We start from the raw sequence: 16,262 nt of genomic DNA on the forward strand, positions 1-16,262 counted from the left end.
TTCTCGTCTAAATGATAATAAAGACAATATTGAAAAAATTATTCCGCATTTTTGTTACCCGCCCATCATAAATTAGTTAATGAACAATATAACAATCTAAAAGATAATCAAGAATCAGTTCTAAAAGAAATTAATTTAAAAATAAAAGTTATTACAGATAAAATAGAAAAAAACAATATGAAGTTACAAAAAATAAAAAACATATGATTTTATAAGATTTGAAAATGTAGACAGTTAAAGAAAAGTAACAAAAATTGAGAAATTAAATTAGGTGAAAAGATTGCAGAAAAAGATTTTTTTTTAAAAAATTTAAAGATCTTTATACTAAATCACTAGATCAGTCAACACTTAAAAAAGCAGAATTGGATTTATCTGCTAAACTATTAGCATTTTATTTAGAACAAAACAAATCTAAAAATTTAAAATTTTCTGAATATGAAATGTGAAAAGTCGAATTTATTGCTATATGTGAAAAAGTAATTAAAAATCTTGAATTTAATAGTTTAAAAATAGAGTTAATTAGTAATTTTGCAGTAACTTTATTTAAAGATGTTTTAAAAAATATTGAACTTCAAAAAAATACGAAATTAAAGTTATTAATGATGATAATGATTTATCATCTCAATTAGATTCTGATACATGTCTTGTTTCTGAAAGCGGCATTAGTGAGTGAAGTGATAGTTTTGGTGAAAGTATTAATATTGATATTAATATTAATTTTCATTCTCCTAAACAAACAGTTGTAACATAAGTTATTAATAAAATAAGTTATTAAAATTATAGATATTGAATTTTTATAAAATATAAATAAATTATCGGATTAAATAGTGGGTTATAGAGATATATTTGAACTAATGGAAAGAATGATAAAAATGGATATTAAACTTATAAACAAATGAGAAGTAATAATTAAATTGATAATATATTCACAGGCAATAAGAGAATATCAAAAGTATTTTAATATTTTACAAGAATTAGAAAAAGAACGTATAACTAGATTAGAAGATCTTGAAAATAAAAAACAAGAAATAATAGAAAAAATAAATAATAAACAATTAGTAATTCCAATTATTACTGCATTATTAAATTGTTGAAGAAGAAATAAAATTCAAGATTTTGATTTTTTGATTAAAAAATTGAAAGTTAAAACTCCTCATAATAATATGAGAAAAGTATGACGTAATTTTTGAAAAGAAATATTAACTTATTATTGTGATGGTGATTTAACTAAGACAATTAATTCCGAAGAGTTTAAAGAATGACAGGATAAATTTATCGAAAATTGTGAATCATTAATTGAAAAATGAAAAGGTAAAGAAAAATATAAATTGATATTAGATACTTGTAAAAAATTATGTGAGATTGTCAAAAGTTTAGTAAATGATGTATGTAGTGATCATGAATTTCAAAGAAGTGAATCATTAAATATTATTGGTAATAATATATTTTTACAAGCAAATATTGCTAAAGAAAATGGGTCTACTGATTTATCAAATAATAATTGAAAAGAAGAATGAACTTGTCAAGAAAAGTGGACAATAAAAGTAACCTTTTATTAAATTTTATAAAATAGCGTTTGTAAGTGTTAAATTTATAGGTATGAACTAATTATTTGTTGGTTTGGAATGGGTAATGTTTAGTAATCTGTGTAACTTACAAAAATAACTATGTTTAATTAATTCTAGTAAATATAATTAAATGACTAGAAAGAGTGAGTTACAGATGGCTAAAAAGCAAAATATTAATAATAATGATCCAATATCAAAAGCAGTAGATTTATTATTAGAAAATACTGAAGATTTAACAACAGTTTTTAAAGAGGGAGGATTGTATAAAGAATTAACAAAAAGATTAGTAGAAAAAATGTTGAATTCTGAGATGCAAAATTATTTAGGATATGATAAGAATCAACATAGTAATAGTGACAATGCTCGTAATGGTATAAGTTCAAAAAAATTAATAACTCAACAAGGTAAAATTGAGATTGATGTACCACGAGATCGCAATAGTAATTTTAATCCTGTAATAGTTGCAAAAAGACAAAGAAGATTTGAAGGTTTTGATCAACAAGTTCTTTCTTTATATGCAAAAGGTATGACATTTTCAGATATTAGAATGCAATTACAAGAGTTATATCATGGTGCTGATATTAGTGAAAGTGTTATTAGTCAAATTACTGATGATGTTATTGATGATGTAAAAGCATGGCAAAATCGACCATTAGAAAGTGTCTATCCGATTGTTTATTTTGATTGCATAATAGTGAAAGTACGACAAGATAAAAGGATTATTAATAAATCAGTTTATATAGCTTTAGGAGTTGATTTAGAAGGTAAAAAAGATGTTTTAGGTTTATGAATTAGTGAAAATGAAGGTGCTAAATTTTGATTAGCAAATTTAACAGAAATGAAAAATCGTGGCTTAAATGATATTCTTATTGCCTGCAGTGATAATTTAACAGGCATGTCAGAAGCAATACAATCAGTTTATCTTAAAACAGAACATCAATTATGCATAGTTCATCAAATTAGAAATAGTTTGAAATATGTCTCATATAAGCAGAAAATGGGACTTTCCAGCAATCTGTGTAACTTAGTGATTTTACAACTAAAATTTATTTAAAAAACACAGTTTTTAGGAAAGTCCCTAGAAATCTCTAGTTGCAGATTTAAAACCAATTTATACTGCATGTAGTGAAGAACAAGCAATGCAGGCTTTAGAATCCTTTGAAAATAAGTGAAATAAACAATATCCTCAAATTGCTAAATCTTGATATAAAAATTGAGATAATTTAATTGTTTTTATTAGTTATCCTGCAGAAATTAAAAGAGTGATTTATACAACAAATGCTATTGAATCTGTAAATAGTCAATTACGAAAAGTTATCAGAAATAAAAAAGTTTTTCCTAATGATATGGCAGTTTTTAAAATATTTTATTTAGCAATTGAAAATATAACAAAAAAATGAACAATGCCCATTCAAAATTGAAATACAGCAATTGCTCATTTTATGATAAAATTTGAAGATAGAATTAATCTAAACTAGTACTTTGTAAAACAAAGATACACAGATTACATAAAAGCCTCATCAATCTCAATTTTACCTTGTTGAGTTATTAATTTTTTTGAACTTATACCATTACGAGCATTGTCACTATTACTATGTTGATTCTTATCATATCCTAAATAATTTTGCATCTCAGAATTCAACATTTTTTCTACTAATCTTTTTTGTTAATTCTTTATACAATCCTCCCTCTTTAAAAACTGTTGTTAAATCTTCAGTATTTTCTAATAATAAATCTACTGCTTTTGATATTGGATCATTATTATTAATATTTTGCTTTTTAGCCATCTGTAACTCACTCTTTCTAGTCATTTAATTATATTTACTAGAATTAATTAAACATAGTTATTTTTGTAAGTTACACAGATTACTAAACATTACCCACAGATTACTAAACATTACCAATAGCGTTTGTAAGTGTTAAATTTATAGGTATGAAGTAATTATTTGTTGGTTTGGAATGAGCTAATCGATATTCGATTGGACTCATTCCTTTTAATTTTATTTGAGGTCGATAATTATTATAAAAGTAAATATATTTAGGTAAGTTGTCTTGTATTCATTCAATAGTTCTATTTTTTCTTGGAATTTGATATAGAAATTCTGTTTTCATTGTTCCAAATCAAGTTTCAGTAGCACCATTATCACAGGAATTACCTCTTCTAGACATTGAAATTTTTATTTTTAATTCATCACATAAAATTTTATAAGAAGGATTTCTATAGTGAAATCCTTGATCTGATTGTAAAATTCATGAAGTAGGTTTTTGAGCATTAACTCAAGCTTGGATAATGTTTTGGACAACAAATGTCATGTCTAAACTTGCACTTATTTTATAATCTAATATTTCATTATTATGAAAATCTTTAACATTTGATAAATAATATGTTTTACCATTAGTTAATAAATAAGTTATATCAGTACCTAATTTTTCATTTAAATTAGTAGTTGAAAAATCACGTTTTAATAAATTATCATATCTTAAACTTCCTGATTTAGTTCTATAATCAAATTTTTTTATGTGAACCTTAGCTTTTAAACTCATATTTTTCATATATCTATATACAATATGAAATTTTAATTTTAAATTATAAATTTTGTTAATTCATAAAGTTATTATTTTATAACCATAAATTTCTTGAAATTGATAAAAAATATTTTTAATTATATTAGCTAAAAATGTATCTCATTTATTAAATTCATTCATTCGATTCTTAATTCACTTATAATATCCTGATTTTGAAACATTTAATAATCAACATAAATAACTAATCTGATATTTTTTCTTTAATGAGAAAATCACAAAATATTTCTTCTTTTTTGTCGATTTTTCTAAATACTTTTTTATATCGTTCATTGTCTCAATATATTCAATTAATTCTTGTTTTGTCATTTCATTAAAATTTAAAGATTTGGGTCGACCTGTTCTTTTGGTTTTTTTAGCACGAATTCCATTGCCATATTCTAAACCTTTTTCACCTAATAATTTATATGTTTTAATTCATTCTTTTATTGATGATCGACCAATACCATACTCTAATGTGGTTTTATCAATTGTTTTAATTTTACTTATTTTTATTATTTTTAACTTTTCTTCTTTTGATAGTCATTTAGCCATAAAAAAATGAACACCTTCCTTAAAGTATTTTTAACACAAAGGTTACAATTCTGTGTCTACTTTATTCTAGATGTTCAATATCTTATTGCAAGATAAAAATTATCTTATTTTTTTTAAAAGATGTCTATTATCCAGTTTTTAAAGAACAATTGCTCAGAGAAAACAATCCCTGAAAACTAAACAGAACAAAAGAAGTAATCCAATAAATCATCCATCTATTTTTTCTTGTTGTCTTGGTTTCTTATTAGAAACTAAACTCCATAGAAAGGAGGTGATCCATCCCCACCTTCCGGTAGGGATACCTTGTTACGACTTAACCCCAATCATTAACCCTGCCTTTGGCAGCTCCCTCCTTACGGTTAGGACACCGACTTCTGGCATTGCCAACTCTCGTGGTTTGACGGGCGGTGTGTACAAGACCCGAGAACGTATTCACCGCGACATTGCTGATTTGCGATTACTAGCGATTCCGACTTCATGAAGTCGAGTTGCAGACTTCAATCCGGACTGAGACTGACTTTTTGAGATTTGCTTGACCTCGCGGTTTAGCGACTCTTTGTATCAGCCATTGTAGCACGTGTGTAGCCCAGGTCATAAGGGGCATGATGATTTGACGTCATCCCCACCTTCCTCTAGCTTACACTAGCAGTCTCCTTAGAGTCCCCAACTTAATGCTGGCAACTAAGGACAAGGGTTGCGTTCGTTGCTGAACTTAACCAAACATCTCACGACACGAACTGACGACAACCATGCACCACCTGTATCCTTGTTAACCTCTACTATATCTCTATAGCTTCGCAAGGTATGTCAAGACCTGGTAAGGTTCTTCGCGTTGCTTCGAATTAAACCACATGCTCCACCGCTTGTGCGGGTCCCCGTCAATTCCTTTGAGTTTCACTCTTGCGAGCATACTACTCAGGCGGAGTACTTAATGCGTTAGCTACAGCACTGCCTCATGGCAACACTTAGTACTCATCGTTTACGGCGTGGACTACTAGGGTATCTAATCCTATTTGCTCCCCACGCTTTCGTGCCACAACGTCAGTAATAGGCCAGTTAGCCGCCTTCGCCACTGGTGTTCCTTCATATATCTACGCATTCCACCGCTACACATGAAATTCCACTAACCTCTCCTATACTCTAGTAATGTAGTTTCCAAGGCGGTTAGGGGTTGAGCCCCTAAATTTAACTTCAGACTTGCAAAACCGTCTACGCACGCTTTACGCCCAATAAATCCGGATAACGCTTGCCACCTATGTATTACCGCGGCTGCTGGCACATAGTTAGCCGTGGCTTTCTGGTAAGGTATGGTCGATACTAAAATCATTTCCTATTCTAGCACTTCTTCCCTTACAACAGACCTTTACAATCCGAAGACCTTCATCAGTCACGCGGCATTGCTCCATCAGGCTTTCGCCCATTGTGAAAAATTCCCTACTGCTGCCTTCCGTAGAAGTTTGGGCCGTGTCTCAGTCCCAATGTGGCCGTTCATCCTCTCAGATCGGCTACGCATCGTTACCTTGGTAAGCCATTACCTTACCAACTAGTTAATGCGTCGCATCCCCATCAATTAGCGAAGCAAATGCTCCTTTCATTATTTATTATTGCAAATAAATAACATATGCGGTATTAGCTGTCGTTTCCAACAGTTATTCCCCACTAAATGGTAGGTTAGATACGTGTTACTCACCCGTTCGCCACTAAAGTATTGCTACTTTCGTTCGACTTGCATGTATTAGGCATGCCGCCAGCGTTAATCCTGAGCCAGGATCAAACTCTCAATAAAATTGTTTTTGTTAAAAGATGATGTCTGACTTATTTAATTTTTAATAAAAAATTGACGGATTAATTCTTGTTCTATTTAGTTTTCAAAGATCGTTTTTTCTAGTTTGTAACCCATTTATTTTCGGGCACAATAAGTATCTTACAGAAAACAAAACCCAATGTCAATGAAAATAATATTAAAAAGATAAATATTTTTTTCGTATAAAAAAATGGTTTAATTTTTACTAATATACTTAGTAAAAATTAAATTGCTTAATTAACTAAAAAACCATTTAAGAATTAGAACCTTAAATGGTTTTTTAATTTTTATAATTATATTTTATTATCAACTTGTTTTGTTAATAATTTTAAAAATTCTGATAAAGTAACAATTTTACTTTCTTTTTGACCATACTGACGATAACTTAAATTATTATTTTCAATTTCCTTATCACCAATAATAATTTGATAAGGAATTTTTTGAGTTTGTGTTTCAACAATACGTTTGCCAATAGTTCCACTGCTAATAATTTCAGTTAGTAAATTATGTTGTTTACAAGTTTGCAATAATTTATTAGCATATTCTAAGGTTTTTTCTTTTTCATTTATTGGTAAAATTGCAATTTGCCTTGGTGCTAATCATAGTGGAAAAACACCTTTATTTTGTTCTAATAATGTGGCAATAAAACGTTCATATGTACCAATTAATCCTCGATGAACAATAACTGGATTTATTTCATTATTATTTTCATCAATATAAGTTAAATTAAACTTTTTCGGTAATAAGAAATCGAATTGAATAGTAGATATTGTAATTTCATGACCTAATGCTGTTTTAATTTGAACATCAAATTTTGGTCCATAAAAAGCAGCCTCACCAATCATTAGTTTATACTCTAATTGTAATTCATCTAATACTTCACGTAATGCTGTTTCTGCTTGATTTCACATTTTATCATCATTAAAATATTTTTCTTTATCAGCAGGATCTCGTAAAGATAATGATAAATAATCAATTTTAATATTTAAAGTTTTTAAAACCTCAGCAATTAACTGATAACAACGTTTAAACTCTGTTTTCATTTGATCAAATCTAACAAAAATATGAGAATCGGTTAATTCCATGCTTCTTACTCGTTCTAAACCAGTTAAAGCCCCACTTGCTTCATAACGATATAATAAAGCATGTTCACTTAAACGCAAAGGCAAATCTTTATAACTACGAAGAGCACTTTTATAAATCATACAGTGATGAGGACAAGTCATTGGTCTTAATACCAATTGTTCTTCTTCTTTTTTAATTGGAGTAAACATATTTTCACGATAATGATCTCAATGACCACTTTTTTTATATAATTCAACAGAACCTAAAACTGGTGTCGCTACTTCTTGATAATCTCACATAAATTCTTGTTTTCTCAAATATTCCTGCAAAACTTTTTTAATAACCATACCATTTGGTAAAAATATAGGTAATCCTTTACCACAATCATCATTAAAAGTAAAAATACTTAATTCTTTACCTAGTTTACGATGATCACGATTTTTTTGTTCTTCAAGTTGATTAAGTTTATCTACTAATTTTACTTTTGAATAATCACAAATTCCAGAAATGCGCTGTAATTGTTTATTTTTATCATTTCCTAATCAATATGCACCAGTAATACTTAATAATTTAAAATCTTTTATTGATGAAGAATTATTAATAGCAACACCCGATGCTACTACTAAAGTCTTATTATCAACTAAATAAGAGCATTTTAATCCATTAACATGATTTAATTTAATATATTCTAAAGCAAAAGGATTGTCTTTATGAGTTTTTAAAGATTCTTTTTTAGTTTGACAAATTCTTTTAATTTCAATATTTTTTATTAAAATTTCACGCATTTTCTCTTCAATTTTAATTAATTCATCATTAGAAAGTCGTTTTTCATAATCAAAATCTAAATAAAAACCATTATCATTAGTATTAGCAATCGTAATTAACGCTTGTGGATACATTAATTTAATAGTATGAGCTAAAATCATAGCACATCCATAATTTAAAATAGTTCATCCTAAAGCATCATCTTTTTTAATAAACTTGATTTCAGCATCTTCTTTAATTTCTCAATATAAATCTTTTAATTGTCCATTCAGAGTAAAAGCAATAATTGAAGAATCTATATTTTCATTTTCCTGTTTTAATAATTGATAACCAGTAATTGGATTTTCAATATTATAAGTCATCGTTTTGCCATTTAATTTAATTACATTAATTTTCATGTTTTACCTAATTCCTTTTCTAATTTACCTCAGTAGTACTAGGTTATTTAACAATAAAAGTTGTAAAAAGATTAGTATTATTATTAATATCTACTACTAATACTTTTGATTTAGTAGGGATTATATAAGTGCTACTAATGCTTTTAACTAATTGCGAAGAATTACTTAATTCTACTGGAATTCCTTCAGTTGCTAAAAAAGTATAAATTCCAAAGTTTATTGCAAATTTATTATAATCAATAACATTATTAACAATAGGAATTATATAAACTGGCAAATGAGCATTAGCAATAGTTCTAATATAATTACTATCTTGACTATTAGTAATTAAATATTGTGGTTTTTCTTCAATAATTTTTTTAATAGTTTTAGCAACTAATTGATCTTTTGTATGCAATAAATCAGTAGCAATTTTACTCTGTTCTTGATGACTTTCAGCATCAACAAGAATTTTACTCATTGTTGCAATTGATAACACAGGATAGTTACCATTAGCAGATTCACCCGATAACATTGTACATGTTGCTCCCCAATCCATAGCAACCCAAACATCAGTAACTTCAGCACGTGTTGGATGAGGGTTATCTATCATTGAATCTAGCATTTGTGTAGCAACAATTATCGGTTTGTTAACAGTACGACATTTTTTAATTCATTCACGTTCTAAAAAAGGAACTTTTTCAAAAGGAATTTCAACTCCTAAATCACCACGAGCAACCATAATAGCATCTGATTCTTTTAAAATTTCATCAAAATTATTAACTGCTAATTGTGATTCAATTTTAGCAATGATTTGAATATGTTTACCATCATTATCATCTAAAACTTTGCGGATTTCTTTAATATCAGCTGCTGAACAAACAAATGATGCAGCAACATAATCTACTTTTTGCTGACAACCAAAAATTAAATCTGCTCTATCTTTTTCAGAAATAAAAGGTAAAGATAATTTAACATTTGGAATATTAATAGCACGACGATCTTTAATAGTATGTGTATTTAAAGCTTGACAAATAACAGTATGGTCTTTAACCGCTGTAACCTTTAATGTAAATTTACCATCATCTACTAGTAAATTATCATTAACTTTAATATCCTTTGCTAAATTACCATAATTTACAGAAAACTTATCCGCAGTACCAATAATCTCTTTATTATCAATTATCGTAATAATTTCATTTTTTTTGATTTCTACACTACCCTTTGTAAAGGTATGTGTTCTAACTTCCGGACCTCTAGTATCTAACATAATAGCAACTGGTACATTTAATTGTTTAGATACTTCTCTAATCATTAAAACCCTTGCTAAATGTTCATCATGAGTACCATGAGAAAAATTTAAACGCCCACAAATTGAGCCATTTTCTATTAGTTGTTTAATAACATCAGCAGAATTTGAAGCAGGTCCTAAAGTAGTTACACATTTAGTTCTTTTTATAATTGATATCAAATTATTCACCTCTTTTTATTAAGTATTTTTTTTAAAAATAACTCCTGACAAACGTAAAATTTTATTAGCAACGTTATTTTTATTTATTGAAGGTGTGTTTAATGCATCTTGAATTTCAATAGCTACTAATTTATTATCTTGTAATCCAATACAAATACTAGATTTATTACTATTTGCAAATCTTTCAGCAGCAAAAATACCCATCATTGTTGCTAAATAACGATCAAATGCACTTGGTGTTCCCCCACGTTGAATTTGACCCAATATTACTGCTCTTGTTTCACAATCAGTATCCTTTTCAATGATTTTAGCTATTTTATTAACATCATATTGACGTTCAGTTACTACTATTACTAATGAACGACGTTGTTTTTTAGTGTACAACTGTTTAATAATATCAATCAATGACTGTTCTCCAATTCCTAAATCTTTAGTTGCAACTAAATCACAATTTGCAGCAGCAGCACTGTGAAGAGCAAGGTCACCACAATTACGACCCATTACTTCAACAATCATAATTCTTCCGTGAGAATTAGCAGTTTGACGAATTTTATCAAGATTTTCAACAATTGTATTAAAAGCGGTATCAAAACCAATAGTAAACTCACTTGAACTAATATCATTATCAATAGTACCTGGAATACCCACACATTGAATAGCTGCTTCATTACTTAATTTTTGCAAACCATTATATGTGCCATCACCACCAATAGCAATTAAACCTTCAATTTTTTTAGATTTTAAAATTTCAATACATTTTTTACGAGTTTCTTCTTGCTCAAATTCTCTAAAACGAGCAGACCCAATGATTGTTCCCCCCATCTCAGTTCCTAGATCAATTAAATTTGCTCAATTGTTATCAATAACGTGAATGTCATTTGTCATTATTCCTTTATAACCATTTTTTATTAAAACTAATTCAAATGGTCTTTTATCAGCAGTAGCAATTTTACTATTTTCATGATTTATACCACGAAAAGTCTTATATACTGCATTAATAACATTATTCATACCTGGTGAATCACCACCAGAAGTTAAGATTCCAATTCTTCTTTTATTTAATTCTTGCATATTTAGTCATCCTCTCTTCTAATTACATTATTTTAGTGATAATTATTATAATTTGTTTAAAATTAAAAAGGATATCAGTAAATTTAACCATAAAATATGATTTTAATTAATTAATATTATAAAATACATCGTCACCTAAAAATTTAGCTTGATCTGCTAAATCGGCTTCAATTGTTAATAAACGATTATATTTTGCAACACGATCAGTTCTTGACATTGAACCTGTTTTAATTTGTCCAGTATTAAAAGCTACTGCTAAGTCAGCAATCGTTGTATCTTCAGTTTCCCCAGAACGATGAGATACTACTGCTGGTCACCCAGCTTTTTGACACATTTCAATAGCCTCCATAGTTTCAGTTAATGTTCCAATTTGATTTAGTTTAATTAATACTGAATTAGCAACGTTTTTAATAATTCCTTCTTTAATAATTTTTGGATTAGTAACGAATAAATCATCACCAACAACTTGGAATTTACCTTCTGATTTTTCTAATAATAATTTAAATCCTTCTCAATCACCTTCAGCCAAACCATCTTCAATTGAAATAATTGGATATTTTTTAGTTAAATCAACTAAATAATCTACTAGTTGCGCTGAAGTTAATAATTTTTCAGTATTTTTACTTTTACCATCTTTATTGCCAAAAACATATTTACCATTTTTATAAATCTCTGATGATGCACAGTCCATAGCAATTTTTATATCTTTATTTGGAGTGTAACCCGCTTTTTTAATAGCTTCAACAATTAAATCTAATGCTTCTTCAGTTGATTTTAAATTAGGAGCAAAACCACCTTCATCACCAACTGCAGTAACTAAACCCTTACCTTTTAAAATACTTTTTAAAGCATGAAAAGTTTCAGCAGCCATTTGGATTGCCTTTGAAAATGTTTTAGCACCAACTGGCATTATTAAAAATTCTTGAAAATCAATATTATTATCAGCATGAGCACCACCATTAATTACATTTAACATTGGGACTGGCAACTGACAAGCATTAGTACCACCTAAGTATGTATATAAGGGAACATATAATTCATCAGCGGCAGCTTTAGCAACTGCTAATGATACCCCTAAAATAGCATTGGCACCTAATTTTGTTTTATTTTCTGTTCCATCTAACTTAATCATTGTTTGATCAATTAATCTTTGATTAGTAACTTCCAAACCAATAATGGCTTCGGCAATATTTTCATTAATATTTTTAATAGCTTTCATAACACCAAGTCCACCATAAACTTTAGTATCTTTGTCTCGTAGTTCTAAAGCTTCTCTATTACCTGTTGAAGCACCTGATGGCACTAAAGCAATCCCGTATCCACCATCTTCAGTTCAACATTCAACTTGAATAGTTGGATTTCCTCTTGAGTCTATTACTTGTAGTGCTCTAATATCAATAATGCAAGACATATTTGTTAATTCCTTCTTTCTTTAATATTTCACTAATTATTATACAGAAAAAAATATTGTTTAGAATCAAAAAAGCACAAATATTTTTTATTTGTGCTTCTAAAATAATGATGATTTAATTACATTTGTTGTTGTTGTGAATGTTGAGTTGTACTACTTGGTGATGATGTATCATTAACTTTAGCAGCAGTATCACTATTTCATGGTTTTGGAGTTACTCCATCATCCTCTGGTATTAAACTTTCAGGATTATTAAGAGCAGTAATTATTGCTTCCATTAATTCATCAGTTTCAATCGTTTTTTGATTAAAATTATTACTATTAGATAAATCTTTTCTGTTAATAGTTACATTTTGTTTTACTTCATCTCTATAAAAGATATAACTTATACTTTTAAAATTATCATCTTTATCAAAAGTTAAAGAAAAATCAACTTCATTTTTAGTTAAATATGATAATGCACGAATTTGTTCAGGACTAAGTTTTACTTCTGCTTTTAATGGAATTCCAAGTTCATCATTACATAAAACATAACATTTTCCATTAAAAATATTAAAATTAAAAGTTTTAATATTTTTTGAAAATAAGTTTGATTTTAAATCAGGTATTGGTCTTACTGTTCTTGTTTCTGATACTCTTACTTTTGCTTTCTGATTTATGATACTAAGTTGTTCTTTATCTTCATCACTTAACTTATTCGAGCAATTTACTTTTTTATTATTTTCATCAAAATAATATGCTCTTAAAAATTTTCCATCACACTTATTAAATAAAATAACAGTATTTGCATTATTATTTTTATCTATTAAATTTTTCAAAATATCATTTTCATCTTTTTCTAATTTTAATTTTTTATCCAATGTTTGCTCATCAGTTGTTATGTTTAAATCTCATAATTCTCTACTATCATCTCATTTTAAATTAATAACATTTTTAACGATAACTGGAGATAATTTTGTAGCTGATGGTTTTGGTGATATTACCTGTTCAGCAGCAGCTCTTGCCACTTTAACTTGTGATCCATTTTCTCCACAGTGAATACCCTTTAATCCATTAGGAAATAAATTATTATTTGCAAAACTTTTTCTTAACTCTAATAAAGAAAGTGTTCCAATACATTGTAGTTGATTTTGATCAGCAATAACTACTCATTTTTCTACTAAATTATTACTTGGGTTTTTTGCAAAGTATACTTTTTGATACTTACCAGCAACTCCTATATCATTTCATATTTTTTTATTATTCTGAGAAAGTTCTTGTTCAAAAATTACATTTTCTGGATCTGATTTAGCATCTGATATTTTTATTTTACCATCTTCTATTACTAAACTATACAAACCTTCTATGCTATTATTTTGTAATGTTTCAATGATATTATTTGTAATCGGTAAAGGTTCAGGTAAATCTTCTGGTAACGCTTCTGGTGCAATAACTAAAAAACGCATAGCAACTAAATCAATTTCTTTTTGTTCTTCTTTAACAACAGATGCTAATCCAATATTAATTGTTGGTTCTATAGTAAATCCTAATTCTGGAGGAATACTTAATGCTTTTAAATCATCAAATTGCTGGTCGGTTAAAGATTTAACTTTATGTGCTTGATATTTTACATTATCATATAATCGTCCTAGAACAGGTTTTTTTGTTATTTTATAGGTTTCTCAAAAAATTTCTCCATTTTCGTTAATCTTTTTATTTAAATAAAAAATATCATTATCAGTAATACTTTGAGCAATTGTTGAGATTATAAAAGTATCATTTGGATCAGTAACATTTTTAATAAAAATTTCATTTCCTTGACGATAAATAAAATAGTCTTTTTCAACATTCACTAAGTTTAAATGTTTTTTAAAATCTTCGATCATTGTACTATTTGAAGAATAATCATTAATTTTATACTGTTCCACATCTCAAACTGGGTTTGATTGTTCAAATGGATTTCGCAACTGTGGAGTATCTAATAAACTTTTAATCTTTTGATTAATTAAAACATCATTTTCTTTAAACAGTCCAGAATTTATAAAAATTTCATTAAATTTTAATAAATTTATATTTTCTAATAATCCTAATTCAGGTCTTATTTCACCTTCAGATTCATCAAATAAAATTTTATATACTTTAATTTTAGTATTGTCAGTTTCATCCTCAACGAAAACTAATTGGTCTTTTTTAAATATACTTTGATCATTTTGAATTAATGATTCATCACTAATAAATATAGTATTAACTAATGAACCACTATCAACAACAAATTTTCCATCTTGATTTAAACTAACTATTTTTTTTACTTTTAATGGATTAATATTGAAAGAAGAATTCTTCAAAATATTAAGTGTATTCTTTTTTGAATATAGGTCATCCTCTACTTCAATAGCAATATCTTCAACATCACTTATTTCTGATTGATATATACTTCTCATAATGTTTGTAAATCATTTAAAATTTTCCATTAGTGGCATTTTTATATTTTCTCCTTTAATTATTACATTTATGGTGTTGGTGTAGATAAAACTGACTTAACGTTTTGTTCTACTGGTTTTGATGGTGCTTCAGTACCATTAATTTCCTTTGCAGAAAAAGAATTATTACTTTGTACTTCTTTTTTAGGTGCAACAGAATTATTTTGTGAATGTTGTGAATGTAAAGAAGAGGCTGTAGTAATTACTCTTTCAAGAGTATCAATTAATTTTTCATCAATTTTTATATCTTTCCTCTTATGAGTCTGGTTATCAATAATATATGCAATCTTTGGGACTTTCCAGCAATCTGTGTAACTTAGTGATTTTACAACTAAAATTTATTTAAAAAACACAGTTTTTAGGAAAGTCCCAAATCTTCAACTTCAATATTTATACTACCATTACGAGGACATTTTTTGGCTACAAAGTTTTTAAATTCCTTAGCATCATTTACATCTACAGGAACAATTGTTTTGTTTTTATTATCAATAAACAAATAACACGTTCCATTTTCAGCAAATGATAATTTCATAGGCTCTTCAGATCTTTTTATAATATTAACATTAAGATCATCTAACTCTTCTTTATATTCTTCATTATTTAAATTATTGGATTCTGATTGAGTTTTTAATAATAATGCCGGTAATTCTTTTTTACCTAAATATTCAAGAATAATCTTATCATTTTCTTTTTTAGTTCGATATAAATGTACTAGAGAACTATCTAATTTTTCTTTTACTATTACTAGTTGTTGTAATTGATCACTATTAATTGCTAAAGGTGGTTGTTGAATAATACTAACATTTTCATCATTAGTATTTTTTACTAAACGTCCCTTTTCATCTACATATACAAGTTCAATAATATATTCTTTTAAACTACTATCTAATTGTGTTTTTATATCATCAATCTTAACTTCCAAACTATTTAAAGTTATATTGGGTGATGATTTATCTTTTTTAGAACTTAATGATTTTTGTAGAAAGTCATTAAGTTCTCGATATTTTACTGTTTCTGATAATGGCATACTTTACCTCCATATTTTTTAATAAATGTATAGATTTCTAAAATAATATAGGAACTAAATATAATAAACCCCTTATATTTATTTAAAAAAATAAAAGGGGAAACACTATATTTAATTCATATGCCAA

At 27.4% G+C, this 16,262-nt stretch carries 9 protein-coding genes, 1 rRNA gene and 2 pseudogenes; 3 read left to right on the top strand and 9 right to left on the bottom strand.

The window, feature by feature from the left end; translation table 4 throughout:
- The first annotated feature begins 362 nt into the window (after window positions 1-362).
- From ACQH20_RS02710 to ACQH20_RS02720, 3 genes and pseudogenes are all read left to right on the top strand, one after another.
- Window positions 363-629, top strand: coding sequence for a hypothetical protein (locus ACQH20_RS02710; RefSeq protein ID WP_425377430.1), 267 nt, complete (start codon window positions 363-365; stop codon window positions 627-629).
- Window positions 630-914: 285 nt separating this feature from the next.
- A complete protein-coding gene (locus tag ACQH20_RS02715) occupies window positions 915-1,559 on the top strand; it encodes a hypothetical protein (protein WP_425377431.1) in 645 nt (214 codons plus the stop codon).
- 163 nt (window positions 1,560-1,722) lie between these two features.
- Window positions 1,723-3,046, top strand: a pseudogene (locus ACQH20_RS02720) (IS256 family transposase).
- A gap of 41 nt (window positions 3,047-3,087) precedes the next feature.
- Here ACQH20_RS02720 and ACQH20_RS02725 read toward each other — a convergent pair.
- From ACQH20_RS02725 to ACQH20_RS02765, 9 genes and pseudogenes are all read right to left on the bottom strand, one after another.
- A pseudogene (locus ACQH20_RS02725) lies at window positions 3,088-3,355 on the bottom strand (transposase); the annotation flags it as partial.
- A 103-nt stretch (window positions 3,356-3,458) separates the two neighbouring features.
- A complete protein-coding gene (locus ACQH20_RS02730; RefSeq protein WP_425377432.1) occupies window positions 3,459-4,685 on the bottom strand; it encodes an IS3 family transposase in 1,227 nt (408 codons plus the stop codon).
- 264 nt (window positions 4,686-4,949) lie between these two features.
- Window positions 4,950-6,471 (bottom strand): 16S ribosomal RNA (locus tag ACQH20_RS02735).
- A 311-nt stretch (window positions 6,472-6,782) separates the two neighbouring features.
- Complete coding sequence (gene thrS, locus ACQH20_RS02740) at window positions 6,783-8,717, bottom strand: threonine--tRNA ligase (RefSeq protein ID WP_425377433.1); 1,935 nt, start codon at window positions 8,715-8,717, stop codon at window positions 6,783-6,785.
- Between the two features lie 43 nt (window positions 8,718-8,760).
- Window positions 8,761-10,167, bottom strand: coding sequence for a pyruvate kinase (gene pyk / locus ACQH20_RS02745; protein WP_425377434.1), 1,407 nt, complete (start codon window positions 10,165-10,167; stop codon window positions 8,761-8,763).
- 18 nt (window positions 10,168-10,185) lie between these two features.
- A complete protein-coding gene (locus tag ACQH20_RS02750) occupies window positions 10,186-11,238 on the bottom strand; it encodes an ATP-dependent 6-phosphofructokinase (RefSeq protein ID WP_425377435.1) in 1,053 nt (350 codons plus the stop codon).
- A 106-nt stretch (window positions 11,239-11,344) separates the two neighbouring features.
- The gene (gene eno, locus ACQH20_RS02755) at window positions 11,345-12,649 is read right to left on the bottom strand and encodes a phosphopyruvate hydratase (RefSeq protein ID WP_425377436.1); all 1,305 of its coding nucleotides are present in this window, start codon (window positions 12,647-12,649) and stop codon (window positions 11,345-11,347) included.
- 119 nt (window positions 12,650-12,768) lie between these two features.
- Window positions 12,769-15,108 (bottom strand): hypothetical protein, encoded by a 2,340-nt coding sequence (locus ACQH20_RS02760; protein ID WP_425377437.1) that lies wholly within the window; start codon window positions 15,106-15,108, stop codon window positions 12,769-12,771.
- Between the two features lie 358 nt (window positions 15,109-15,466).
- Window positions 15,467-16,135 (bottom strand): hypothetical protein, encoded by a 669-nt coding sequence (locus ACQH20_RS02765; RefSeq protein ID WP_425377438.1) that lies wholly within the window; start codon window positions 16,133-16,135, stop codon window positions 15,467-15,469.
- Window positions 16,136-16,262 lie beyond the last annotated feature (127 nt).

The sequence above is a fragment of the Spiroplasma endosymbiont of Aleiodes alternator genome (assembly GCF_964031135.1).
In the GTDB taxonomy this organism is placed as follows: domain Bacteria; phylum Bacillota_I; class Bacilli_A; order Mycoplasmatales; family VBWQ01; genus Spiroplasma_E.